The sequence below is a fragment of the Lysinibacillus sp. FSL K6-4013 genome, assembly GCF_038630435.1.
GTDB lineage: Bacteria > Bacillota > Bacilli > Bacillales_A > Planococcaceae > Lysinibacillus > Lysinibacillus boronitolerans.
Genome location: NZ_CP152031.1, coordinates 1,463,071 through 1,489,425, shown reverse-complemented (window position 1 = coordinate 1,489,425; position 26,355 = coordinate 1,463,071). Strand labels below are relative to the sequence as shown.

General features: G+C 38.0%; 27 protein-coding genes and 1 pseudogene. 13 read left to right on the top strand and 15 right to left on the bottom strand.

Annotated features, from left to right (window positions below; translation table 11 throughout):
- Nucleotides 1-9 precede the first annotated feature (9 nt).
- The gene (locus MHB39_RS07120; RefSeq protein WP_004232545.1) at nt 10-540 is read right to left on the bottom strand and encodes a hypothetical protein; all 531 of its coding nucleotides are present in this window, start codon (nt 538-540) and stop codon (nt 10-12) included.
- 154 nt (nt 541-694) lie between these two features.
- Here MHB39_RS07120 and MHB39_RS07115 point away from each other — a divergent pair, with 154 nt between their 5' ends.
- Nucleotides 695-1,072, top strand: a complete 378-nt coding sequence (locus MHB39_RS07115) for a hypothetical protein (protein WP_312126855.1) — start codon at nt 695-697, stop codon at nt 1,070-1,072.
- A 147-nt stretch (nt 1,073-1,219) separates the two neighbouring features.
- On the opposite strand, the gene MHB39_RS07110 is transcribed toward MHB39_RS07115, so the two are convergent.
- The 5 genes from MHB39_RS07110 to MHB39_RS07090 all read right to left on the bottom strand — a co-directional run bounded on the left by MHB39_RS07110 (nt 1,220) and on the right by MHB39_RS07090 (nt 6,436).
- Nucleotides 1,220-1,954 carry a hypothetical protein gene (locus MHB39_RS07110; RefSeq protein ID WP_016995241.1) on the bottom strand — a complete coding sequence of 245 codons (735 nt, stop codon included), beginning with the start codon at nt 1,952-1,954 and terminating at the stop codon, nt 1,220-1,222.
- A gap of 474 nt (nt 1,955-2,428) precedes the next feature.
- On the bottom strand, nt 2,429-3,220 hold the full coding sequence (locus tag MHB39_RS07105) for a GNAT family N-acetyltransferase (RefSeq protein WP_036079910.1): 792 nt from the start codon (nt 3,218-3,220) through the stop codon (nt 2,429-2,431).
- Nucleotides 3,213-5,012: an ABC-F type ribosomal protection protein gene (abc-f, locus tag MHB39_RS07100; protein WP_342546088.1), complete on the bottom strand. Its 1,800-nt coding sequence runs from the start codon at nt 5,010-5,012 to the stop codon at nt 3,213-3,215. The genes MHB39_RS07105 and abc-f overlap by 8 nt, the downstream gene beginning before the upstream one ends.
- 104 nt (nt 5,013-5,116) lie before the next feature.
- A complete protein-coding gene (locus MHB39_RS07095) occupies nt 5,117-5,257 on the bottom strand; it encodes an RAxF-45 family protein (RefSeq protein ID WP_342546087.1) in 141 nt (46 codons plus the stop codon).
- Nucleotides 5,258-5,407: 150 nt separating this feature from the next.
- Nucleotides 5,408-6,436 (bottom strand): AbrB family transcriptional regulator, encoded by a 1,029-nt coding sequence (locus MHB39_RS07090; protein WP_342546086.1) that lies wholly within the window; start codon nt 6,434-6,436, stop codon nt 5,408-5,410.
- Nucleotides 6,437-6,641: 205 nt separating this feature from the next.
- Here MHB39_RS07090 and MHB39_RS07085 point away from each other — a divergent pair, with 205 nt between their 5' ends.
- From MHB39_RS07085 to MHB39_RS07060, 6 genes and pseudogenes are all read left to right on the top strand, one after another.
- Entirely contained in the window at nt 6,642-7,091 is a 450-nt protein-coding gene (locus MHB39_RS07085; protein WP_342546085.1) for a LytTR family DNA-binding domain-containing protein, read from the top strand.
- Between the two features lies 1 nt (nt 7,092).
- A complete protein-coding gene (locus tag MHB39_RS07080; protein WP_339280719.1) occupies nt 7,093-7,494 on the top strand; it encodes a DUF3021 domain-containing protein in 402 nt (133 codons plus the stop codon).
- Between the two features lie 6 nt (nt 7,495-7,500).
- Complete coding sequence (locus MHB39_RS07075) at nt 7,501-8,421, top strand: ABC transporter ATP-binding protein (protein WP_339280718.1); 921 nt, start codon at nt 7,501-7,503, stop codon at nt 8,419-8,421.
- A complete protein-coding gene (locus tag MHB39_RS07070; RefSeq protein ID WP_342546082.1) occupies nt 8,421-9,296 on the top strand; it encodes an ABC transporter permease in 876 nt (291 codons plus the stop codon). The genes MHB39_RS07075 and MHB39_RS07070 overlap by 1 nt, the downstream gene beginning before the upstream one ends.
- A gap of 135 nt (nt 9,297-9,431) precedes the next feature.
- Nucleotides 9,432-10,187, top strand: a complete 756-nt coding sequence (locus MHB39_RS07065) for a DUF2087 domain-containing protein (protein ID WP_342546081.1) — start codon at nt 9,432-9,434, stop codon at nt 10,185-10,187.
- Nucleotides 10,188-10,204: 17 nt separating this feature from the next.
- Nucleotides 10,205-10,550 (top strand): annotated as a pseudogene (locus MHB39_RS07060) (GIY-YIG nuclease family protein).
- Between the two features lie 65 nt (nt 10,551-10,615).
- Here MHB39_RS07060 and MHB39_RS07055 read toward each other — a convergent pair.
- From MHB39_RS07055 to MHB39_RS07015, 9 genes are all read right to left on the bottom strand, one after another.
- The gene (locus MHB39_RS07055; protein WP_258860437.1) at nt 10,616-11,161 is read right to left on the bottom strand and encodes a hypothetical protein; all 546 of its coding nucleotides are present in this window, start codon (nt 11,159-11,161) and stop codon (nt 10,616-10,618) included.
- Nucleotides 11,162-11,383: 222 nt separating this feature from the next.
- Nucleotides 11,384-11,743, bottom strand: coding sequence for an MmcQ/YjbR family DNA-binding protein (locus MHB39_RS07050; RefSeq protein WP_342546078.1), 360 nt, complete (start codon nt 11,741-11,743; stop codon nt 11,384-11,386).
- 79 nt (nt 11,744-11,822) lie between these two features.
- The gene (locus MHB39_RS07045; protein WP_016995490.1) at nt 11,823-12,641 is read right to left on the bottom strand and encodes a YitT family protein; all 819 of its coding nucleotides are present in this window, start codon (nt 12,639-12,641) and stop codon (nt 11,823-11,825) included.
- A gap of 87 nt (nt 12,642-12,728) precedes the next feature.
- A complete protein-coding gene (locus tag MHB39_RS07040) occupies nt 12,729-14,027 on the bottom strand; it encodes a M48 family metallopeptidase (protein ID WP_342546894.1) in 1,299 nt (432 codons plus the stop codon).
- 157 nt (nt 14,028-14,184) lie between these two features.
- A complete protein-coding gene (locus MHB39_RS07035) occupies nt 14,185-14,991 on the bottom strand; it encodes a hypothetical protein (RefSeq protein ID WP_036079933.1) in 807 nt (268 codons plus the stop codon).
- The gene (locus MHB39_RS07030; protein WP_339280712.1) at nt 14,984-16,054 is read right to left on the bottom strand and encodes an MBL fold metallo-hydrolase; all 1,071 of its coding nucleotides are present in this window, start codon (nt 16,052-16,054) and stop codon (nt 14,984-14,986) included. Before MHB39_RS07030 ends, MHB39_RS07035 begins: the two co-directional genes overlap by 8 nt.
- Nucleotides 16,047-17,708 (bottom strand): iron ABC transporter permease, encoded by a 1,662-nt coding sequence (locus tag MHB39_RS07025; protein ID WP_342546077.1) that lies wholly within the window; start codon nt 17,706-17,708, stop codon nt 16,047-16,049. Before MHB39_RS07025 ends, MHB39_RS07030 begins: the two co-directional genes overlap by 8 nt.
- 57 nt (nt 17,709-17,765) lie before the next feature.
- A complete protein-coding gene (locus MHB39_RS07020; RefSeq protein WP_342546076.1) occupies nt 17,766-18,791 on the bottom strand; it encodes an ABC transporter substrate-binding protein in 1,026 nt (341 codons plus the stop codon).
- Nucleotides 18,788-19,753 (bottom strand): ABC transporter ATP-binding protein, encoded by a 966-nt coding sequence (locus MHB39_RS07015; protein ID WP_342546075.1) that lies wholly within the window; start codon nt 19,751-19,753, stop codon nt 18,788-18,790. Before MHB39_RS07015 ends, MHB39_RS07020 begins: the two co-directional genes overlap by 4 nt.
- A gap of 138 nt (nt 19,754-19,891) precedes the next feature.
- On the opposite strand from MHB39_RS07015, the gene MHB39_RS07010 reads away from it, so the two are divergent.
- The 6 genes from MHB39_RS07010 to MHB39_RS06985 all read left to right on the top strand — a co-directional run bounded on the left by MHB39_RS07010 (nt 19,892) and on the right by MHB39_RS06985 (nt 25,773).
- Nucleotides 19,892-20,803, top strand: a complete 912-nt coding sequence (locus MHB39_RS07010) for a LysR family transcriptional regulator (protein WP_036079945.1) — start codon at nt 19,892-19,894, stop codon at nt 20,801-20,803.
- A gap of 61 nt (nt 20,804-20,864) precedes the next feature.
- Entirely contained in the window at nt 20,865-21,323 is a 459-nt protein-coding gene (locus tag MHB39_RS07005) for a PTS sugar transporter subunit IIA (RefSeq protein ID WP_258860428.1), read from the top strand.
- On the top strand, nt 21,320-21,583 hold the full coding sequence (locus MHB39_RS07000; protein WP_312127122.1) for a PTS sugar transporter subunit IIB: 264 nt from the start codon (nt 21,320-21,322) through the stop codon (nt 21,581-21,583). The genes MHB39_RS07005 and MHB39_RS07000 overlap by 4 nt, the downstream gene beginning before the upstream one ends.
- 33 nt (nt 21,584-21,616) lie before the next feature.
- Nucleotides 21,617-22,885, top strand: a complete 1,269-nt coding sequence (locus MHB39_RS06995) for a PTS ascorbate transporter subunit IIC (protein ID WP_036079956.1) — start codon at nt 21,617-21,619, stop codon at nt 22,883-22,885.
- A 252-nt stretch (nt 22,886-23,137) separates the two neighbouring features.
- A complete protein-coding gene (locus MHB39_RS06990) occupies nt 23,138-24,115 on the top strand; it encodes a BMP family ABC transporter substrate-binding protein (RefSeq protein ID WP_342546074.1) in 978 nt (325 codons plus the stop codon).
- Nucleotides 24,112-25,773 carry a methyl-accepting chemotaxis protein gene (locus MHB39_RS06985; RefSeq protein WP_342546073.1) on the top strand — a complete coding sequence of 554 codons (1,662 nt, stop codon included), beginning with the start codon at nt 24,112-24,114 and terminating at the stop codon, nt 25,771-25,773. Before MHB39_RS06990 ends, MHB39_RS06985 begins: the two co-directional genes overlap by 4 nt.
- Nucleotides 25,774-26,355: the final 582 nt, after the last annotated feature.

The window sequence follows — 26,355 nt, the reverse complement described above, 5'->3', positions numbered from 1 at the left end:
ATCTCTCCTTTAAACAAATTTTTTCTCGTACGTTCTTACAAAAAGTGTTCCGTCCTTCACATCCACAACAAGTACGGTTTCATCATAGTCAATGGCTTCATTATCATAGCCCGTTGCTCGTTTTGAAATCATACCACTTGTCGTTTCGATAACAACCTCTCCAAAACCATCTACTGGAATTGGCACAATAACTCTTCCTAATTGGCCGCCCAGCGACTCCTCTGTGTAAGCTAATGAAACATCAGCGGAACGTAGCGGAACGAGGACAAATAAATAAAAGATGGAACTTAAAATAGCGCCGATGATACATGCAGCAATGATGTTCCAAACGCTAGAGAACCAGGCTAGTTTTTCTAAGATAAAACCTGCTGCTGACATCAACGTAATGAAAGATAGAATGACACTCGGATTAAAAATGGGCAGTCCTTCCCCAATACCTTCGACTGCATCACCAAAAAACATAACCAATACTGTGGCAAGGCCGGCGAAAATCAAAACCACCAAAAAGATCTGCTCGAGTGAATAGCCAAATAGCGTCAAGTTGCTCACCCCTTTTCATCATATTACCTACTATACGGATGTACCTCAGGAAAAGTTTCAAAATTTTTCAAACTCTTCTTTAAAGTATTATTTTTTGCTTTCATTAGAACCATGTTACAATAGAAAAGTATTCTGACAACTAAGGAGAAATGGCATGAAGCTTTCGACAATCTTAAATTTTGTAATTTTAATTTTTTTCACGTTATTATTCGTTAATGATTTCTTCCCTGATACAGCTATTGCTGCGATGCTGACTAAAAAAATAATATTGCTTATATTAGTTGGGCTTGTCATCATTCAGCTAGCCTTCGACAAGGGTAGATATAAAAGATTATCCAAAAAGGCTTATATCGGATTAACATTGTATACAGTTGGATTATGGATTGTTTTAACATTACTTGGCGGTCAGTCACAAATTGGCTTATCGTTCACAAGTCCTCTATTCTATATTATTGTTGTGCTGCTTGGATTGGATTTAATCCGCCTTTCACGCCAATCTAAGCGGGATCAAACAGAGGAGAAAGCGAAGTAAAGCATAGCTATCCGTCAACCTTACGAAGCTTTCCACCACTTTCGCACTGCTAACCGCTACATTCACAGCACTATCCGTCACTTTTGTCCTTCTATCCGACAACAACATAAAAAGCATGTCTCCGATTTTGACAGAGACATGCTTTTCTTATGATTCTAATACATTTAAAATGGCGTCCAGTTCATGGACAGCTAGATCTAAGCGTTCCTTTGCTTCGATATTTTGCTGTTTTAAGTGACTAAACTCTAGTAAATTTTTCTCATGCTTTAACTTAATAGAAGATAAACGTTCGATTCGTGCTTCTACTTTTTCTATTGCTTGCTCACAGACTGTTGTCCATAGCTTTTCTGATTGTTGCATTTCCGTAGTAGATGGGTTGTGCTGACGCATAATTCGTGCGTAAACCATTTCTATTTGTTCTATTAGTTCCGAATAAAAATGGCGCTCGACGCGTGTTGTTTGGAATGTTGGATGCTCTACCTCTTTGGCATACGGCGTTATTTGACGTAAGAGCTTTCCAGCATTTTCTCCAAAAGCATGGGATAAATTCAAGACATTCATTAATTGCAATAATAAGCGTATTTCTTCTAGATTAATAAGTTGTGAATCGATGCTTTCCTTTAACTTTAATGATTCCATATAGCGTCGATCAAAATGTTCAATTTCACCGTTGCGCTGCTCTACTAAATGGACACTTGCATTGTCTTTCAAGCTTTTAATATAGCGAATTGCATGGCTTTTTAGCTCCTCTTTTGACAGCAAGTTATCATTGTCTTGTTGTGGTTTTCCTCGTTGAACATACGCAAATGCATCCATTTTTTTGGGCCATTGTGCTGCTTGGGTTTCATCTGAGACATTATAGCGTATATAAATTCCGTGCATTTCATATCCTCCAAGTCCATTAAACAAGTATCTCTAAAGACAATAAATCGAATACGGCATTTTTTCAAGTAAAAAACTTTTAATAATTGAAAATCCTTCTTTTTAACAATAAAACAAAAATCCCGAATAGTCGATACTATTCACGATTTTACTAGTTTTCATTTATTCCTACTTATCCTTTAACACCTATCCACCTGCTCCACTAACCCATGTATGGTTGCATCTCGCAAATTCATATCAAAACAATAGATGACAATGGATTAAAAACAATGCTGTTAACTGAGGCCTGAGGAATTTGATGTCGTAATGAGCAGCTATCGTGCTACAGGAGCAGGAAAAAAATTTTTGCTGATTATATTTTAAAACATCCCTTCATCAAAGCAGCTTGTATCAATATTGGCAAGTACAGATCTAAAAAATCGCCAAATTCCTTGTAAGCACTAAAGGAATTTGGCGAGCTTTATGTGTAGCTATTTAAGCCTGTTGGCGGATGTCTTGAATGCTCTTTCCTTCAGTAAACGCATGAATCGATGCAATGGAGCCCACCGATTTAAAATTCGCCTTCTCATAGACTTTGGCAACCTGTTCACTAATCGGTAATATCCAAAGATCGTCCAATCCCAGCTCGACCGATTGCTGTTGGATATGTTGCAGCATATAGCCGATTAAACCACGACCACGATAGCTTTCAGTTGTTGCAACACTTTCAATCCTTCCTTGATTTCCTGACACAAAAATAGACGCTGAGCAGCACGCCACCCCATCTAGTCTTAATAGATAATACGTAAAAAGTGGCGAATGATAGGTTTGCTCAAATGCCTTTTTTATTAATGAAGGATCCCCAAATGCAGCAATGCTCATTTCTACTGCTAATGCTTCCTCCCTATTTGCATCCGTTACACGCTCAATTTGAATGGCAGGATTAGGTGGAAGTATCGCATATTCACCGTCCCAGTACTGAATTTCGTTGACAAAATGCTCATATTGAAAGCCGTGCGTCTCTAATGCCTCTATACATAGCTGGTTTTCTTCCAGATTATATAAATAAATCCGCGGAATCAGAGACTTTGATTGGTAGAAATCTTTGATGCCTTGTAAAAATAAATCAGGTTGTGCAATCTTTCTCCAAATCTGTGCATGATTTGCATCGTAATAGGTTGGGATAGCCTGATTGTAAAATAAGACCCCCTCCTTACAAACCTCCACTTCACTGAAACTCTTCACATACTCTATATCAAGCTGCATAATGCGTTCTAAATTAAACATGCTCTGTACCCCCTTCTAACCATCTTTCATATAAATGTTCTAATTGCAGTTCAAGCTTCTGCCGTTGTTCTTTAGCAAGCGATGGTTGTTGTAGTTTTGTCTCTAATTTTTCAATTTGTTGTTCAATCGGTAATTCTTTTTTAGGTGGCTGCGTTTTATTTACTGGTTGTTTTTCAATCGTTTTCATTGCAAGTTCCTGTCGTTTTCCTCTAGCCCACTCGTAATCTCCCTCAAAAACCTGAATAGTCTGGTTTTCAATCCACGCCGTTTTCGTAAAAATTTTCTGTAAGAAATAGCGGTCATGTGACACCCCAATAATCGTGCCTTCAAAGGATTCTAGTGTCTCTTCCAATACTTCTCTTGCTTCAATATCTAAATGGTTCGTTGGCTCATCTAAGATTAAGACATTGATATCCTCATGCATTAATTGTGCTAAACGAAGACGCATTTTTTCTCCACCACTTAGGTCCTTCACTTTTTTAAAGACATCATAGCCATAGAACAAAAATCGTGCGAGTATATGGCGAGCTTCCGCCTCTGACACGGCGACACTTTCACGAAAGGCATCAATTAATCGAATAGCAGGATTTTGATGTTCAAATTGTTGGGAAAGGTATCCAAATTTCACATTGCTTCCAATCTGACACACTCCCTGATTAGGAATGATTTCCCCTAACATCATTTTTAATAATGTTGATTTTCCACTACCATTGCTCCCAACAATTGCTAATCTTTCGCCAAAATAAACAGCTAGATTGCTGTCCTTCAATAAAGGCTTATCAAAGCCATGATCAATGGCTTGCAAGAGCACAACCTCTTTACCACTGCGTTCAGCCATCGTTAACGCTAAATTCATTTTCCTTTTAGCGAGAGGCTTCTTTACTCGCTCGATACGTGCTAATGCTTTTTCCATACTCTTAGCACGTCGATGCATCGATGCGTTTGGTGGATTCGCCTCATTTGCCCACTGCTTTAATCGTTTTATCGTTTCTTGCATCTTTTTAATTTTCTTTTGCTGCTCTTCATAATTTGCAAACTGTTGCTCAATTTTTGCTTCTTTTTGTGCTATATAAGCATCATAATGGCCGTTATACGTAAAAGCCTCCCCATCCTCAATTTCAATAATCTTCTGGGCTACTTGATTCATGAATTGACGATCATGGGATACGACAATGACAATTCCCTCAAAGTTTCGCACATAATGTTCAAGCCACTCAATGGCTTGCATATCCAGATGGTTCGTTGGTTCATCCAATAACAAAATAGAGGGCTTTTTCAATAAAATTTGTCCAAGCATAACCTTTGTTTTTTCCCCACCACTTAAACTACTAAATGGCTGCTCTAGCATATCTGAAATACCCAGTCCATTTGCAATCATTGCCAGCTGCGCATCTACTTCATAGCCCCCTAATAGCATAAATCGCTCCTGCAATTGCCCATATTGCAGTAATATTTTATCCGTGACCGTCGACTGCATCTCTTGCTCAAGTACCGTCATTTTTGCCTTTATTGCATAAATATCCGCAAATGCTTCCTCCAGCACTTCTTTCACAGCATGGAGTGGATAATGTGGAATCTGATGTAAATAGCCAATCGTCGCTTCTTTACTTTTAATTATTCGTCCCTTGTCAGGTATCTCTACCCCTGCAAGCAGTTGTAATAAAGTCGTTTTTCCACTGCCATTTACACCAACAATCGCCACATGTTCACCACTATTTACCTCTAGCTGTAAGTTCTCGAATAATATATTGCCACCCATAATTTTTTGAATTTGTTCAGCTTTCATTTGCATCGTTTTTTCCTCCAATGAAACGTGCGAAAACATCTTTACAACACAAAAAAGACTGCTCATTAACAAGCAGTCCTCTTCTCAATTAAATGTGTGAAAAAGAATGGTTAATTCGCTACGTTTATTATTTGATTTTGCTTAAAAATGGACAGACCTATCCCGTTGTTCGCAAAATCGAAAGTAATCACACGTGCAAAATACATAGCCGTATCCACCTTTACACATGTTTTCGTAGCGTTTTTATTCATTCCTTTTCACCTCCGTTCATAATAGTTATGACTATCATAGCATTATTCGAATTATTTGGAAAGGGAAAATTTAACGTTCATTTATCATTATTCCAAAATTCTATTTGAAATTCGCACAAAGAAAAACATGAGAGGTTGATTCATAGCCCCTCATGTTTTCACTTTTTTCACAAATATTTTTACAACAGGCACCAAGAAAATCGAGACAACTAAGACACGAAAAAGCTGAAAGGCCGTGACAATCGTGACATTTGCATGGACTGAAGCGGCAATAATCCCCATTTGATCAAGACCACCAGGAACAATACTTAAAAAGCTTGTCCTAAAATCAAGGCTGTACAATGCTGCCATCACAAATGTTAAACCATAGGCTGCCCCTATAAAAATGCCCGCTGAAACAAACGCATAAAAGATATGCTTCTTCGATAAATGTAAATCCTCTTTTTTCAATAATAATCCGATATAAATTCCTAGCATGAGTTGAGCAATATGCAGAAGTGATAATGGTAATTTTGGTACTTCTATCCCTGCCATATTAATGCCCATTAGTAAAAACACGGGGCCTAGCATATAGCCTGTTGGAATTTTTAGCTTTTGTGCTAGCCACCCTGCGCCACCACATACCACAAGTATACCAACAAGGTTCCATGTGTATGTTCCATCAATCATAGAACTATTGCCACCCGCTCCTGCCACCATTAAAGGAACAAAGCCAACGATTAAAAGGACGCGGAGGATTTGAAAGAATGTGATGACCACCATATCCATCTCTTGTTGCTCTTCCGCAAATGCCACAACCTGCGACATGCCCCCAGGAACACAGCATGTTAAGGCAGTCGCAAAATCCAAATCTGTACGCTTGGCAACAAGGAAACTTACTGCAAAAAATAACAAAATAAAAATGATATTTAACACGACCATGCTTCCTAAAAAAAGCTTGATGTCCTGTACAGCTTCTGGTGTAAAGGCATAGCCGATAGAATAACCCGCTACGACTAAACCAAAATTGCGGAAAGAATGATGCCATTTTAATTGGACGTTGGTGGATAGCTGCACGGTGAGCACCGCTGTAATCGCTCCTAACAGCCAAGGCATCGGTATATGGAAAAATTGAAAAACTACAGCACCTATTAATCCAATGCATAATGTGGTGAACATATGCTTATCAAAAACAAACATGGTAGCAACCCCTTCAACTCGATAAACCTATTATGACCTTTATAATCCGCATTTTCTACTGGACCGACTTTTGAGCTGTTTGCTATCGTTGAAAAAGAACCTGTTATCCAACAAATAAAACCTCTTATCGAACAATTTATCCTTGCTAAAATTTTCTATGCTACATTAGTAATACCTGATTCAGCGTTTTTAAAGGAGGCCTCCTATGAAAATTCATTTAACCATCAATCATGAGCTCGAGGAAACTGAGGTTCATATTCATGCCAAGGAATATAATGAGCAAATTGAAAGATTGATGAGACAGCTTCAAGCATCCCAAACGACGATGCTAGATGGGTATGACCAACAAGAAATTCATCTATTAAAAATTTCCGATATTTATTCCATTTACGCAGAGGATGCCAAAGTATTTTTACAGACAGATGAGCAAGAGTTTGAGTCCAAGCGAAAATTATATGAGCTTGAGGCTCAGCTAGCCAAAGATTTTGTACGCGTGAGTAAGTCTACACTCGTCAATATCCATAAAATATCCTCTATTCAAATGGGCAAAATCGGCACTACACAGATATTACTTGAAAATGACGTAGCCATTCATGTCAGTCGAAAATATTTAAAAGAATTAAAGAGACACTTAGGTATTGGGAGGGATTCATAGCATGAAGTATTTACGCATGATGATTATCGGTCTACTCATTTCCCTTAGCTCCTCTTATGTCTTAGTGACACTTAGCGTCCTATCAAATAATGCGTTGGCGTCAGGAACAGAGTTATTCGAGCAAATTGTGATCGCAGCCATTCTTGGAATTGCTATTGGTTTGCTATCCTTCATTTTTGATATTGAGCCACTGCCTTTTACAGTTCAGCTTCTTCTCCATTTAGTAGCGGTGACAGCATGTGTACTAACCGCAGGCTATTTTGGTAGCTGGTTTGATTCAGGGGTATGGTATGTACTTATTGCGGAAGCCATTATTTACTTGATTGTTTGGTGTATTCTATATGTTCTTCAATTAAATGATATTGAAAAAATCAATAAAGAAATTCAAAAGAGAAGGGATTAACCACTCATGACGTTTGCGATAAAAGTTGAAAATTTATGTAAACAGTATGGTGAACAGCAAGCTGTCAAAGGCATTTCTTTTACAGTCGAACAAGGCACCCTCTTCGCTTTTTTAGGTGAAAACGGTGCAGGTAAATCTACAACGATTGAAATACTATGTACTTTACTAAAAAAATCGAGTGGTCAAGTAACTATTAATGGTTTCACACTCGACGCAAGCAATGATAACGCGGATATCCGTAAATCTATTGGTGTCGTGTTCCAGCAAAGTCTATTAGATGAGCGATTAACTGTACGTGAAAATATCCTCCATCGAGGGAAAACATATGGTTTATCGAAAGCACAGCTTACCGATAACTATCAATTTGTTTCCACCTATTTGCATTTAGAGGATATTGAAAAGAAAAAATATGGAGCATTATCTGGGGGACAAAAAAGGCGAGCAGATATTGCTCGTGCACTGATTCATCGTCCAAGTATTTTATTTCTGGATGAACCTACAACGGGGTTAGATCCACAAACACGTCAATTTGTTTGGCAGGCAATCAAGCAGCTTCAACTGGAAACCAATATGACTGTTTTTTTAACGACCCATTATATGGAGGAAGCGGCAGTCGCTCACCAAGTCACGGTCTTAAAGCAGGGAAAAATTGTTGCACAGGGAACGCCCGATGCACTTAAAACAAAATATGCCTATGATTCAATGGCTCTTGTTTTTCATAATACTCAGGAGGGAGCAAAATTTCTTGAGGAAAATGCGATTTCCTTTACCGAGAACCAAGGGATATACACCATCCGTTTAACTTCTACCTTACAAGCGCTTCCCCTTTTAAAAGAGGCTGAACCACTTATCGCCTCCTTCGAAGTCATTAAAGGATCAATGGATGATGTCTTTCTTCATATTATGGCAGAGGAGGAGGTTGCGTAGTGGAGGCATTAATTAGTTTAGTTCTACGTAATAACAAAATATTTAGACGGGATAAAACACAGGTGTTCTTCTCCCTACTGTCCGTCATTATTGTCATTGTGCTGTACGCTGTCTTTCTCCAAAAAATGCAGGTAGATGCCATTGAACAACTAACAGAAGCTACACCTGAATTGATCACCATGGTCAATGAGTGGCTTGTAGCAGGCTTACTATCCATGATTGCTGTTTCGACTACACTTGGTGCCTATGGTATCGCTGTTAAAGACCAAGAATCCAAGGTACAAGCCGACTTTTTAACAGCTCCTCTTTCTCGTGCAACCATTCAGTTGAGCTATGTACTCAATGCATTTATTATCGGCTGTATTTTTTCCTTTATCGCGCTCATTGGCTGTGAAATCTTTATTGTCACAACAGGAGGTAAGCTTCTAAGTTTCGGGGATTTTGTTCAGGTAATGAGCATACTGTTTTTATCTGTCTTGCTTGCAAGTGTTTTTAATTTATTTCTTTCGTTATTTGTGTCGACCCAAAATGCTTTCTCAACACTCGGCACAATTGTTGGTACATTACTTGGATTTTTATGTGGTGTTTATGTACCTCTTGGGGCTCTGCCAAGCTTTGCTCAACATGTAATCATGTACTTTCCAATTAGCCATACAACACTATTATTACGCAATGCTTTTATGGAGAACTCTATCGCAAATGTTTTTGACGGTGTGCCCGATTCCTATGTTGCAGATTATAAAATCAATTATGGCATTGTTTATGAACTTAATGGACATATACTTAGCTCCACAACAAGTCTAATTGTGATTGCCTGTACAATCGTAGTTCTTTCTCTAGCATCTATGACTCTATTTAAAAGAAAATATAATTAAATATTAGTTAACAATTATACACATCGTTTAGAAGACGATGTGTTTTTTATTGCATTTAAACAAACATTTTGTTATTTTAAATATAAAATAGCAAACAAAAATAAAATTCGTTTGTTTTAATAAGGAGAGGTTGCAATGGATGTAAATGAATTATTTTGGCAAGCTCCTATCGATGATCTTAAAAAGGGATATATTGATCAATCGACACACTTCACCTGTCTACTATGCGGAGAAAAAGTAGAAAAAGGCATTATTTATCCTCAAGAGGGCTTATTATATGAAGCAGAAAAAATGATGCAGCACCATATCATATTGTCTCACCAATCTGTTTTTCATTATTTAAACGGTCTCAATAAAAAAATGACAGGCTTAACAGAACATCAAAGCCATATTTTACGCTTATTTTATGAGGGAAAATCAGATCAGGAGATAAAAGAAGAATTAGAGATTGGCAGTGCCACAACGATTCGCCATCACCGTTTTGCTTTAAAAGAAAAGGAACGCCAAGCCAAAACATTGATGGTGATGATGGAGTTACTAAAAGAACAAGATCAGAAGGAGGAACCATTTGTGCCTATTCATAAAACAGCTACTATGGTCGACGATCGCTATAACGTAACCCTCACGGAAGAACAGCAATTATTAGAGAAGCTATTTCCAAACGGTGTTGGCAAGGAACTGGTTCGCTTTCCAAAGCGCGAAAAACAGAAAATTGTAGTGCTGCGTGCTATCGCAAATCTTTTTGACAAGGAAAAGCATTATACTGAAAAAGAATTAAATGAAGTGATCAAGCCGATGTATGAAGACTATGTTCATATACGTCGTTACTTAATTGAATACGGTTTTCTGGATCGCAAAGCAGATGGTAGTGCCTATTGGGTAAAAAATTAAGAAAGCAGGTAATTAAAATGGATCATAAAAAAGAGTTAAAAGAAATGTATAAAGAGATGAAAATTGAAGCTGGCGTTTTTACAATGACCAATACACAAACAGGCAAAGTATTTGTGGGGAGCTTTAATAATTTAAAGCGTTTAAATGGCTTTCAATTTATGCTAAAAACCAATACACATACGAACAAGGAGCTTCAGGCAGATTACAATTTATATGGTCAAGAAGCCTTTGAGGTGGAAATCGTTGAGTATTTAAAGAAAAAAGAAGAAGGCTATTTCGATGAAAAAAAAAGAGCTCGAAAAGCTGGAGCAAAAATGGCTCGACACGCTAAATCCTTATGGTGAGCGCGGTTATAATTCTTAGTATTTATCCAATAGATAGCTGAGTAAACAAGCAAATGAAAATTTAACTGTCTCCTCAGCTATTTTTTATTCATCCACACGATTCCATCTTAAATTATCATCATCATCATAGCCATAATAATAGATGGGGCGATCGTTCTTATCATAAGCAACAGCTTCTAATAAATCAATTTGCTGCGCATAAGGTATATAAAACGAAACTAGTTTACTATGTTCAATGGATTTTTTGATAATTCCTTGCTTTGAGTTAATTGTTATATATGAAACATTTTCATCATGAGATAATACAACAAATAAAGTTCCTTCATGATTCAAACGATAGCTCATGCCTCCTATTGTCTCTAAAGAATCATTCGTGGAGGAGATACCTGTAGCATAAACCCTTTTATATAGAAATACTTTTTTTTGTACCAAAACAGTTTGATAGATTTCTTTTTTATCACTCTTAAACAAATAAAAAATATCGTGTCCTTCTTGAATCTTTTCTACATTCTTATACTCAGGTGTCATAAAAAAATTTGCTTTTGCTGCGCTTAATGCCGTAGGTCGATAACCTGATAGAAATAATAAAACACTTACAATAACTATAATTAGTAACAAGGCTTTTTTCATATTTTCACCCACCCTATAACAAGCTAAATAACTGTTTTTAATCCAATTAATAAAAAATAAGTGTTTGCATTCAAAATTAAAGATCTACGTCCAGTAGCATACCAAACTAAAATCCCAGAAATCTCCTTTTTTGAACCAAAAGCCAATGTGCTCTCATGTTTAACAGGTTTATGAATATTATAAACAACCAAAAAACGGAAGTTATATAAACCAACCGATCGTTTAGCAACAAATTTCCTGCTGTGCTTTCTTCGTTAATTTATTGAAAACAAGCTCATAGGAATGTTGGATAAGATGCTCTACCAACTCCATCGGGACATCCTCAGCATCCATATAAATGGAATTCCAATGGGTTTTATTCATATAGTAACCAGGTATAATGCTTGCATAGGCTTCTCGTAATTCCTCCGCTCGAGAAGGCTCACATTTCAATGTAAGCACAGGCTTACCCGTTCTGTTTCCTCCAAGCATGGCAAACATTTTTCCACCGATATGATAGCGATCTGCTTGCCACTCCTCTTGATAGTCATACGTTGTTCCATGAAGCTGTATACAGTAAGCATGAATTATTTCTTTTTCCATCTTTACGATCCCCTCCCCAAAATAAAAACACACGTTCGATTATGGTAAGTATAATCTAAAACGTGTGTAGAGAATAGCATTATTTAGTTGTACCACGATCAAACATCCCGATTACTTCCGTCGTCTGTAAAATATTCACAAACGACTTTGGATCAGTCTCCTTAATCGTGCTTTTCACATCAGCTAGCTGGTAACGCGTAATCACTGTAATTAATACTTTCCGACCCTCGCCTGAATACGCTCCCTTTGCATCGATAATTGTTACCCCACGATGTAGCTTTTCTAATAGCTGCTGTTTGACCTCTTCCCCTTTACTCGTAATAATCATTAGCGTTAATTTAATATGGCTTGTATGAATTGTATCCACTACTTTTCCAGTTGCATAAATGGAAACAAGGGTTAACAATGCTGCATCCCAGCTAAAGACAAAGCCAGAAGCAGCCACTACAATTCCATTCATAGCGGCAATTAACGTACCGAGTGGAAAATCGCGTTTGCGACTAAGTAGCATAGCAATAATATCAAAGCCCCCTGAAGAGCCAGCTGCTCGGAAAATCATGCCCATTGCAAAACCTACAATCACACCACCAAATAAGGACGCGAGGATCGGCTCTTGTGTCGCTTTGTGTATTGGAATAATATATAAACTCACTGACAACACAGCGACCGAAAGAATGGTATAGCTAATAAATCGCTTGCCGAGCTTCATCACACCTAAAATCAGTAAAGGCAGGTTAAGCAGTAAATTTAACACGCCTGTATTCAAAGGGGTAATAATCCCAAGCATGATGGCAATACCACTCAAACCACCACTCAAGATTTCATGGGGAATCAATAAATAATTATAGGCAAAGGCCACTAAAATGGAAGAAAGTGTAATTATAATCACATTTCGCATAATGCTATCCCCTATCAATCAACGACCAAATTTTGATACATCTTTGTCATAGACTACCCAATTTCTCCTCATGAAAAACCTATCCTCTTACTTTTTCTTCTGTTCTTCCTTTAAAGGCATATTTTGTTTATGTTCCCCGGTATCCGCAACTTTATAGATTCGCTCAAGCATCGGTGGATGTGTATAACGGAACCACTTCACTAAGAGTGGCGGGTTCACTTCACTTAAGCCTGAAATCGTTAGCTTTTGAAATGCTGTTACAGCCGCTTCTCGATCATTCATAAGGTTAATCGCATATTGATCGGCTCTCGTTTCCTGATATCTCGATATAAAATTGGATACTGGATTGGAAGCAAATAGTAAAATAGAAGTAATGAGTAAAAATAATGGATAGGAACGAATGCTACTGATTTTATTAATTTTTAAAACCTGACCATACCGTGAAATCAAGCGACGCATAATTTTCGCCGTTAGCCATAGCCCTATCAGTATTAACAATAAATAGCCTGCAATGCCAAAATAAATATGCTTTTCTACATAATGTCCCATTTCATGTGCCATGATAAATAAAATTTCATTGTCCGTTAGCCTATTTAATGTAGTATCCCATAGCACAATTCTCGAATTGCTCCCAATTCCTGTCACATAAGCATTTAAGGCATTTGTCTTTTCTGCCATATTAACCTCATAAACATGCTCTGCCGGAATATTGGCCTGTGTAGCAAGTGAAAGTATCTTTGTTTCCAGCTCTTTATTTTTTAATGGATAAAAATCATTGTACAAAGGATCAATGACAACTGGCTGAATGAACATCACAAAGATTGTAAAAGGGATGGTTAAAAGCCAAGCATAGAGCCACCACCTTTTTTCACTCTTTTTAATGAGCCAATAAATCACCGTAACAATAATCAAGCTAGCGCCAAAGTTCACCCAAAAATCAATGACACCATCCTTCATCCAAGATGCAAATGCTTGTGTACTGATACCATAGCTTTTGCTAAGATGATAGCGATAATAGTCAAGCGGGAATAGCACGATATAGAGTAATAAAGATAATAGGAATAAGTAGCCTGCATTTTGCAATAGCTTCCACTTCGTTTGGGAGGTCGTCACTTTTTCGAAATACCGGGAAACACCCATTAGTAAAATAAAGAAGTAAATAAGCCATTCTAAAGGGGTGGCTACAAAGAATAAAAAGTTCCGTATTTTTGAATATTCACCACTTAAAAAAAGCTCCTTGCCAGACATAAACATCACTGGATCTGCAGCCGTTCCTTGTAAGGCACTCGGTATTTTACCACCGCCGCTGTGGAATATATACCAGTACATACAAAGCACGTAAACACCGAAAAGTAGTAGTGTAACAATGCCCATTTTTTTCGCTATGTTATTTCCCCCTCATATCACCCAAAGTTTGTCCTATAGTAAGTGTAAGCGAAATTATCAAAGTTAGAACAAACATTGACCTACTTTTTTAATCTCTCTGTGGCCAAAGAAAAATTTCGCCTCATTTCTATATGAGGCGAAATCATTACCGTCCTATTCATTTATCCATAACAAATGCCGTTTTACCACGTTGATCCCCACTTAGATAGCCAGTGGATAATAGCTGCTCATACCATTGCTTTTCTATAGTAGCTGCTTGAGCCGCATCATCTACCTTCGTAGAAAGTTCAACCATAATGTCTCCTTTGTACTGCCATACCTCTATATCCGCTTCATGTCCTAAAAAGCTTCCTTTATAGGTCATAGCACTAGCAGGCCCATATACGACAACTTGAGACAACGTATTTTTATACCATGCTTCGGAGTTCCAATTTACAATTTTCTTTGGCGCATTTTCAAGAATGAGTTTTTTAGCAACATTTGTATCAACTGAATCATAAGAGACCTCAGCAGAAGTCTTCAAGGATTCCTTCCGGCTAATCGTAAATGTACGATGATCTCCCTTAATATCTAGCTCAAACTTATAATTTGACTCAGAACCAGTAAAACCATGATTCATTGTTTCTGCCATTGCTTCACTTAAAGGTGTGTTTAAAAAACGCTTTTTGTAGGTTACATCCATTTTATTACTACCCTTATATACACGTAAGCGATGTATATAATCATTATGGAGAAACGATTGGTCAAGCGTATCATAAAAATAAACTTTTACGTCATCCTTTTTAGTTGCTTGAAAAACCTGGACAATAGTTGATTCCTTAAAAATCTCAGGTTTAATATTGAATTTAATTTCATGGCCCGGCTCAATGGCTGCTTTCGCTTGTGTTGTATTCACACTCATCATACTCATCACTATCAAGCCCAAGACACATATATATAATGCCCAATTTTTTAGTTTAGTCATGCTTTAATTCCTCCTTCGGAAATGTTGTTGTTAAATTTGTATGTGTACTGTGAAAATAGATTGTTTGTCGTGCACGAAGTCTCTGCGACAGTGTCACTACATCCCAATAGTCTGGATGTGTTTTATAGAAGAATTCCTCAGAGATATGCTTTAAGCTAGCTGGATTGTAAGCATGACGAGAATAGCCTGTATGAACAAAAATTGCCGTCGGGTAATCCTTTGCAAGCTCCTCCACTTGAGCCGCATCCTGCTCTGAGACAAAATACAATACATGGTCACTGTCCTGTTTTTGCTTGAGTCGTTCTAAAAGCATCACTTTATTCGGCCAAATATTTTCATGCTCTTCCTCATAATGCGCCAATAAAGATTGTAGCTTTACATCTACACGAATGGCTCGAGTTGTATGTTCGGAAAGATACGTCATAATATCAACTGTTTTGCCCGAAAAAGAGGAGGGGAATATAAATGAATGATTGGGATGAGCCTTTACATACATAGCCATTTGCTGTAACACCTCAAGATTTCGAATGCATTTTTCCGCATGTCCACTATCAATAAACGCTACATCATAAACCGTTCCATCCTCCGCTGGCAAGGTCGCCTTTAATAAATACGAATCGACTACATAATCACCAGAGAAAAAAATCATTTCATCAAAGAAACGAATTTTGTACCACACGCTTCCAATTAAATGCCCACTATATCCCCATTGAAAGGCAAGATATTCATTGACCTCTATCCATTTTCCAACCGTATCTGGATAGAAAGTTCGGACTTGTGGAAGAGGCAGTGGAAGCTGCTGAGCAGTTGTATGACTCATTAGTATCGGTCCCGTATAGCCCATGTTCTGTAGTAATGGCAATGCCCCTACATGATCAATATGCGAATGAGAAATAAAGACAGCAGCTAGCTTTTCAATATGATTAGATGTAATATTTGGTGGCGTTTTTTGTGTATCTTTCATAATGCCACAATCCAATAAAATAGCCTGCCTCTGATTTTCAATATAAAAACAATTGCGCCCATATTCGCCTACACCACCTAAAATTTCAACACTAAGCATTGGCCTGCCCTCCTCGTTTTTGCAGCCAACCTAATAGGAACATAAAAATAACTGTCATAAGGACGGTTATAACAGCTACTGCCATCCCAACCCCTACATTACCTTGCTCAAATTGGCTATAAATAAAGGTTGCCCCTGTCTCTACTGATGGTGGCAAAATTAAAAGGCCAGCTACAAGCTCCCGCATTGAAATAATAAAGGTCATCATCATTCCCGTTAAAATACCCTGCATCAAAAGTGGTAGGATGATACGACGATAAACGGCCATGTTACTACGTCCAAAAATAGCGGCTGATTGAAAGATAGAGGCATCTAATTGTGAAAAAGAAGACTTTATATACTGCACCGAATAAGGCAAAAACAGTACACAGTATGTGACTACTACCATTGCCTTTGTGTTATAAATCGTTGCGGGAAGCCAAGGAGCATTCCAAAACATAATTAAACCTACAACAAAGACAATCCCCGGAATAATATTAGGCATTAAACTAAAGAAGTCTAATATTTGCTGCTTTCTGGTTTCACCTTTTTTAATATAAAGAGCGATGAATAAACCTATTATGGCGGTTATCAAGGCCGTCATGATAGAGAAAACGATGCTATTTAAAAATGCTGTCAATCCTGCGCTTCCACTAGTGAAGACCTCTTGATAAGAAGCCAAACTGAAATTTCCTGCCTGTAAACCATCTCCCCGTACCTTTTGCAAAGAGGTCACAATAATAGAGAAATAAGGAATGCCGATAGATAGCAATACGACAAGCCCTACAAAAGTCCACGAAGCTGTTTTTATATACCATTTGTCTTTGATCTCACGTCTAGCAGGTGTTTTTCCTGATAGCACACCATATGTATATTTGCGTCCAATGAGATTTTGGAAATACCAAATGACTAAGCAAACAGACAATAAGAATAAGGATAGCGAGGTTGCCATGCGAATATCGACTGGCCATCTTGATAAATAGGAATGAATTTCGGTTGTAAACACTTGAAACCCAATTCGACTGCCGAATGTAGCTGGCGTTCCAAATTCAGCAAGCGTCTTAATAAAAATAAGCAGACTTCCCAAAACATAGCTTGAAAATAAAAGGGGTAACACAACCTTTAGCCAATTTTGCGAAGAGCTTCGCCCAAAAATCAGCGCTGCATCTAAAAATGAGCCATTTATGCGAAGCAATGTATTTTTCAGCATTAAATACAAAAACGGAAACAGGTGTAAGCACATGATCACTACCATGCCAAATAAGGAAAAGAAGGAATCTGTCATCCAAGCAGCACTTGGAATAAGCTGCTGTAAAAAACCATTGTGCTGCATAAACAAAATCCAGCCCATTGAACCAATATAGGGAGGTGTCATAAATGGAATTGTTAACACTATATCGAGCCATTCATATTGATATAAACTTGTTTTCGTGCGAATGAAAGCCATAGGTAATGCGATAATTGTTGTCCCAATAATCACGAAAACCCCTAAAACCATCGAATTCCCAAGTGTTTTCCATATTCTATCGTGTGCAAACATTCGACTAAACTGTGAAATATCAACATGTCCCTCTTTTATAAAGGTATAAAATAAAATGGCCATCAACGGTGCGATAGCAAATATGATGACAATTGTTAGTAAAAATCCAAAAGCTCGTCTTCCTTCCATTATCATGACGATTTCAACCCTTCTCTATGAAAACTAGAAGGAGGTATATTAACCTCCCTTTATTTAACGAAATAAATCCGTAAACTTTGTTAGTACTTCCAGCTGTTTCGCTTCCGCACCCATCCAATCAACTGTTAACTGTGGAATTTCATCTAATGCTGCACGATTTTTCACAGCAATATCTTTATTCCCTGGTAATAAGTAAGCATCTGCTACTAGCTTTTGCCCTTCATCTGACAATAAAAAATCAACATAGGCTTGTGCAGATTCTACATGTTGCGCATCCTTTAAAATACCTACTGCTCTTGGACTAACAACTGTCCCACTCTTCGGATAAATGATTTCCACTGGCTCACCGTCTGCTTTTGCTTTATAAGCCATATAGTCTACACCTGCAATCGTGGCATTTTTCTCGCCTGTAATAACCGCATCTAAGGCTTCTTTATTCGCACCATTGACTTGTAAGCCATTTTTCTTCCAACTTTCAATTGTGCTCCAAGCTGTTTTTTCTGCTGCTGTGTAGCCAAATAAGAAATCAACAGCAGATCCTGACAGACTTGGATCGGGAATATTTATTTTATTTTGCCAATCAGCTTTTGCTAAATCAGACCAATCCGTAGGCGCCTGTGTCGTATTTTTCGTATTATAGGCAATACCTAAAGCAGAGGCACTGTAGCCATAAAAATATCCATCTTGATCCGACCAATCACTGTTGATTTTGTCCTTGTTTTTAGCCGCTTCGTAGCTTTGCAATTGATCTGTTGCTTTTAATCCATCCATTGAGGCGACAGAGGCAAGTACAACAATATCAGCTACAGGATTATTTTTTTCCGCTTCTAAACGAGAGAGAATTTTACCCGTAGTTCCTTGAAACATTTCCACTTTAATCCCTGTTTTTTCTTCAAATGCTTGCTGAATATTTGCAGCTAAATCATCTGGCCCAGCAGAATACACTGTCAGTACTTTCTCCTCCTGTGTCTTTGCACTTGCTTCATTCGTCTCTTTTGCCTCTTTATTACCACAGCCAGCTAATGCTAAGGTCAATAAAATGCCAGCAGTTGCCCATAATTTAAAATGTCGTTTCTTCAATGTAAACCCTCCAATTGATAGATTTGTTTTTCATCAATAAAAACTTGCAATCTTTTTCCATGCTCTAATGGCTGCTTCTCATAAAAGCTCCAAGACTGTCCATCTACCTGTGCTTGTACTAAATAACGATCGCCAATAAATGTACTTTTCACAATCTGCGCTTGTTTGGCAATCGTACCAGGACGCGAGACTCTCGAAACCCCTTCAGGTCGCACAATTGATTGTCGATTGTGAAGCCAATTCACTTTGCCAATAAAATCTGCCACATAGGGCGTTGCTGGTGCACGATAAATTTCCTCAGGCGAGCCAATTTGAGCAATCCTCCCTGCCTCCATAACAATAATTTGATCAGACATTGTCATGGCCTCTGTTTGATCATGTGTTACGAAAATGGCTTGGCAATTAAGCTCATGAATGAGGTGCATAATTTCATCTTGCATTTGCTCTCTTAAAACAGCATCGAGAGCGGATAAAGGCTCATCAAATAAAATTAATTGCGGTTTGGTCGCTAAAGCTCTAGCTAATGCCACTCGCTGCTGCTGTCCACCCGATAATTCACCTGGCTTTCGTTTCTCATAGCCTTGCATTTTTACCAATCGCATCACATGCTCGACTCGTTCAGGAATAGCTGATTTCGGAATAATGCCCTTTAAACCAAAGGCAATATTTTGGAAGATGGTCATATGTGGCCATAGAGCAAAATCTTGAAAAACCATAGCAATATTACGCTTATTTGGTTTGACATTTTTACGAGACACCGAAGAATAAATGACGGTGTCATCAAATCGTATTTCTCCTTTTGATGGCTGTTCAAGACCAGCTATCAACTTTAATAAGGTTGTTTTGCCACAGCCTGATTGTCCGAGAATCGTAATAAATTGCTGATCTAACTCCACATCGATCGGCCATAATGCTTGAGACTGCCCATATTTTTTCTCGATATTTTTTAATGAGATTTTCATAAGTGTCCTCCTCGTTACTTACAACTATAAATTCCAGATATTTAGAAAATATTAATCTATTATTAATAACACGTTAAAAAAAATCTAATAAACTAAAGCAAATACAAGATTTTTTCTAATTTCCTTTAGGAGGATAAAATGAACAATAGTAAATTACAGGCATTTTGCTTACTTGTAGAATTAAAAAAATTAGCCCCTGTCGCCAAAGCACTTGGCATTACAGCCCCCACCGTATCCTTTCATATTCGCTCTATAGAGGAGGAATACGGTATTCGTTTATTTCGAACAAATGCTGGAGGATACCGTTTAACAGAAGCGGGCGAAGGTGTGTATCATTACGCTCGTCAAATGGTTCAACTTCAAAAGGATATGGATCGTTTTATTGAAAATCTTTTAGCTGGCCATATCGGTTCATTACGATTTGGGGCGAGTGGCTTACCTGCCCATATTTTTATGCCAGATTTAATTCATCAAGTTTCAACGACCTATCCTGAGATTCGCATTTCATTAGAAGTAAAAACAGCACCCGAAATTGAAAAAAAGGTAGCACTACAAGAATTAGATTTCGGGCTCATCATGGAGACTAAGCAGGAAAATCCTTTACTTCAATACGAAACGATCGGTGAAGATGCACTTGTATTGGCATTCAGCCCATCACACGAGCTAGCAGCACAAAAAGACATCACTAAAGAAGATATTCTTAAGTACAAGCTATTGTTGCATACATCCTCTAGCTCCACGAATCACTTCATTGAAAAGTGGATGGACCCTTTTCAGCCTTCTATTTACACAATTGAGCTGGATTCTGTGAGCACGATTAAAAAGATGCTGACCTTTGGCAAAAACTTGGCGTTTCTATCTGTTTCCTTAATAGAAGAAGAATTAAAATCAGGTGTACTGCTGAAGAAAGATCTACATGATGTAACACTAAATAGAAAAATTCAATTGATTTATCCGAAAACGCGCTTAGATCATAAAATGGATGAATTTGTAAAAATGTCGGTTTATGAAATAGCAAAGCAATTAAAAATGTCTTCTACGATGACATAATTCCACATACAGTCGTAATAACATGGAATGGGAAGATATTTTTATGAAAGGAGGGTTGTCCTTGCTAACCAAGCTGTTGACAAAAGATTGTATACAGCTTGCAAACTTTGTCCAATCATGGCAAGAAGCAATTCATTTAGCGGCTAGCCCATTAGTACAACAACACAAAATTGAACAGCGCTATGTCGAAGCCATGATTCGATCTATTGAACACTATGGTCCTTACGTTGTCATCACACCCAAAGTAGCCATTCCTCATGCACGGCCATCTGATGGGGTTCATGAACTAGCCATAAGCTTGCTACGGTTACAAAAGCCTGTTTTTTTTAGCCCTAATCACCCTGTCTACCTACTGATTGTGCTAGCTGCCATTGACAATGCTTCACATCTACAGGTGTTGGCTGATTTGACATCAGTATTACAAGAACCCGATCAGATTGATGACCTAATCGCCTGTCAACATGCGGACACGATATGGGAGAAAATCAAACAATATACGACAAAGGAGTCAACAGAATGAAAATTTTAGTCGTGTGTGGAAGCGGTTTAGGAAGTAGCTTTATTTTAGAATTGAATGTTAAAAAAGCATTAGAAGTATTGGGGAAAGATGCAGAGGTAACGCATACAGATTTAGCGTCTGCCAAGGCGGAGAAAGCAGATATTTATTTAGGGGCCGCTGATATCGTGAATGAATTAGCGAAAGACAAAGGAATCATTGTGAGCATCGTTAATATGATGAGTATTGCAGAAATAAAAGAAAAGCTTGAACCATTGCTTTAAGCATAAAAAAATTGGATAGGATGAGGTGTTGATATGTTAGATGTTATCATGCATGACATTTTAGGAACACCAGCTATATTAGTCGGCCTATTCGCTTTTATTGGTTTACTCATTCAAAAAAAATCAAGTTCCACTGTTCTGTCAGGTACATTAAAAACGATAATGGGCTTCGTCATCCTCGGAGCAGGGGCCACTGTCTTGATTGGCTCCTTAGATCATTTTAGTAAAATGTTTGATCATGCCTTTCAGGTACAGGGAGTCATTCCCAACAATGAGGCCATCGTGGCAGCTGCTCAGACTAATTTTGGTACAGCTACTGCATTAATCATGGTATTTGGTATGATTATGAATCTACTATTTGCGCGATTTACGCCATTAAAATATATCTTTTTAACTGGACATCATACATTATTTATGGCTTGTTTAATCGCTGCTTCATTGTCAGTTGGGGGGATGAATGGGACACCTCTTATTATTGTCGGGTCTATTATTCTTGGGCTTTGTATGGTCGTGTTCCCTGCCATTTTGCAGCCGACGGTTCGGCAAATAACAGGTAGTGACGACTTTGCAGTTGGTCACTTTGGCAGTGTTGGCTATTATGTTTCTGCAAAGATTGGTAAGCTCTTTGGCAATAAAACGAAATCCACAGAGGATATACAGGTTCCGAAATCATTAGGCTTTTTACGAGATACCTCAGTGGCTATTTCTTTAACAATGAGTGTGTTCTTTGTGATTGTTGCCCTTTTTGCTGGCCCTTCCTATATTGAGACACAATTATCAGCTGGCTCAAATTTTATTATTTTCGCTATTATGCAAGCGATTACATTTGCAGCGGGTGTTTATATTATTTTAGCAGGTGTACGGATGTTAATTGCTGAAATTATTCCAGCCTTCAAAGGCATTGCAGATAAACTTGTTCCAAACACAAAACCAGCGCTTGATTGTCCAACCATTTTCCCCTTTGCCCCAAATGCTGTTATCATTGGTTTCATTTTTAGTTTTGTAGCAGGACTGATTTCCATGTTTATACTCCCCTTCATCGGACTTAAAGTGATCGTGCCAGGTCTTGTTCCCCATTTCTTCACAGGTGCTGCGGCAGGTGTCTTTGGAAATGCTACTGGCGGTAGAATTGGTGCGATGTCCGGAGCCTTTGCCAATGGTTTATTAATTAGCTTTATTCCAGCCATACTCCTTATCTTTATGGGAGACATTGGCTATGAGGGCACAACCTTCGGTGATTCAGACTTTGGGGTAATCGGCATTATTATTATTAATTTATTAAAATTATTCGGCGCTGTTTAGAACATATAAAGCCTGACGCTATTTGCGTTAGGCTTTTATAGTGCTGTACATACAAGAAGTGCTACGAAAACCTTTATAAATCAATTACTTTATTAGTAATCTAGCTTTATATTATTAACTTATTATGTATATAGAAATGATTCATTATTCTTAGACATCCTAAAAATTTTTTGCACGGATGTCTGACATCAGACTAAAAATATTAAGTTTTTGCCGATATATATTTTATACACAACAGGAGGTACACAAAATTTGAAGAAATTATTCACTAGTTTTCTTTTGATCACTCTGTTGATAGCAGGCTGTTCCTCAGCACCGACAGAAACATCAACTGAAGGATATAAGATAGGAATTTTACTATCAGATGCAGGACTAGGCGATGAATCATTTAATGATTCCGCTTTTAAAGGCTTAGAAAAAGCGCGCGACGAGCTAGGCATTTTGTTTGATTACAAAGAGGCTCCTGATGGTAAATACGAGGAAAAGCTGAATGAACTTGTAGCAGAAAAATATGATATCATCATTGGTCTCGGGTTCTCTGTACAAGAAGCACTAGAAAAGACTGCAAAACAAAATCCCTCTCAGCAATTTATACTGATTGACGGGCAATCTGATATTAACAACATCATTTCGATTACCTTTAAAGAACAAGAAGGTAGCTTTTTAGTTGGCATGATTGCCGCTATGACAAGTAAAACAGGAAAAGTTGGCTTTATTGGTGGAGCAGATGCTCCTGTTATCCATCACTTTGAAAATGGTTTTATCGAAGGAGCACGTTATGTACAGCCATCGATTGAAATTATGAGTGACTATGCTGGTACCTTTGACGATACCCAGGCTGGTGCAGCAATAGCAGAAAGGTATATCAAAAATAACGTTGATTTTATTTACCATGCAGCAGGCTTTACTGGCTTTGGGGCGATAAAAAAGGCAGAGGAAATGGGGATCTATGCAGCAGGTGTTGATATCGATCAGTTTTTTGTTGCCGAAAAAACAGTTGTCACATCCATGCTTAAAAATGTTGATCTAGCCGTCTATCAACTCGCTAAGACATTAGTAGAAAATGGTAAAATTACAGAAAAATCCTTTGCATTAGGTTTAGCGGATCAGGGTGTGGGACTAGCAGATATTCGTGTAATTCAACTGACAGCTGAGCAACAGACTGCTATCGAAGAAGCCATTATTTCAGGTACGATAAAAGTTACTGCGGAAAAGAGGAATGACCAGTGACACTACGTAAGAAATTATTTATGAACACATTGATTCCAATCGTATTGGCTATGGCTATGATTGGCTTTATTATCCTACAAACATTCACGATCCAAACAACAGCACAGGATGATACGAAACTTTTACTTGCAGTGAAAGAACTAGAGCAAAGTTTAGTTGTTGCCAGTCAATCTTTAAATAATTTTACCTACTTAGATAGTGAAGCCAATAAAAACGAAGCGCTCGCTATTTTGCAAGAAACAAAAAGTAATATAGAGGCATTAGCCTCCCTAACGAGAATGCCTGAGCATCAGACAATCGTCGAAAAAATAGCTAGTAAATTTGAAAATCTAGAAAAAGCGACTGAAAGCGGTTTTCAAGAAAAAAATCGCTCTGAAATTAAAAAGCAGTCCATCAGAATAAAAGGGATTTTAAACGATATGTATTTGCTCAAAAAAGAAACGAACGAATGGTATCAAGAAATGATCCAAGTAACGAAGCAAAAAATAGGTTTCATTACAACCTCTACCATCATAGGTAGTGTGCTATTAATTATTGCTACGATACTTTATTCCTATGTAGCTGCGAAAAGAATTACCAAACCCATTAATCAGATTGTAGATTGTGCACAGGCTGCAGCAACAGGAAACTTAACAATGGATACTTCTACCCTCTCCTATCAAGCAAACAGTCGATATGAGATTGATCAATTAACAAAAAGCTTTGCAGACATGATGAATAATTTAAAAAATACTGTACAATCCATTGATAATATTGGAAAGGATGTTAATTTGTTTACACAAGAAGTGACAAGCCATATGAACAATATTCATGAAAGTAGTAATCAAGTCGCTACCTCAACCGACGAATTAGCAAAAGGCAGCTATACGATGTCAGAAGACATTCAATCAGTGGCACTCCAAATGAATAATATGGCAGATCAATTTAGGGATGTTATGCGTACGAGTGAGCAATCGGCTGACACTGGCAAACAAGCTCTGGAGGCTGTTCAAAATGGTCAATATTCATTAGAAAAACAATCTTCCATTGCAAAGGATATATCAACCACATCACTTGATATTAAGGAAGCTGTAACTCAATTTTCTCAATTCACTTCGGAAATTGAAGGCGCAGCCAATGCTGTCCATACGATTGCTACCCAAACAAATTTATTAGCACTAAATGCTGCCATCGAGGCTGCAAGAGCTGGAGAAGCAGGCAAAGGGTTTGCCATTGTTGCCGAGGAGGTTAAAAAGCTCTCTTCTGAAACGGAGAATGCTACGAATTTAATCACTTCAATGGTCTCGCATATTCAAGATGGCATTACGCACATCCTTACTACGGCTGAACGAGGTTATCTGCTGTCAAATGAGCAATCTCAATCCATGGTAGAGACAGAACAATCATTCTCTGTTATTACCATGCACATAACAAATATCCATCGCGATTTACAAAACCTCACAAGAGAAATGGCACAAACGAATGAAATGAGCCAGCAAGTAAATAGTACCATTGAAAATATTTCAGCTATTACAGAAGAAACGGCTGCTGGCACAGAAGAAATATCGGCATCAACGCAAGAACAGCTACTTTCCTTCCAAAAAATTAGTGCTAAGATAGACGATCTTGAAGCTATGACTAATACGTTGATGAATGAGCTCAAAAAATTCACCCTATAGCGATTCGATTCATTACCGCAAAAAATCCAGTGAAATGATTCACTGGATTTCTTCTTATGGTTGAAAAACAAAACAGTCAATTAAAAGGTAGAAATGGATTTCCGTTGTAGGCTACTTGCTTTATTGTGGGCGAGCGCCGAGTCGTTTTTCTCCGCTACCGCTCCGTTTAGTGGCTCCCCTGTTTCGCTATCCCACGGGAGTCAAGTAGCCTCCCATTTGAACCTACAAAAGTGTTACCTTTTTAGCGAAGGTGTTCACTACTCTTTATGAAGAGGTGTTGTCACGCATCACTTCTCCACATTGAATTGAAAATATGAGCTTATCCCCACTAAGAATACAGATAATAGGCTATATTCTACTAGTTGATTGGAGAGGAGCCAGCGTCACTCCTAGGGGATTTAGCGTCACAGATGAGACTCTGGAGCGAACGTAAGTGAGTGAAGCGGCTCATCGGACGCCCCCTGGAAAGGACGCTGGCGGAACGGAAATCAACCTCTCACCTTGCAAAGTTTCTTCTGCCGTTGACATCATCTTTTTCAACAACAAGAAGAAATCCAATGAAAATGATTCACTGGATTTCTT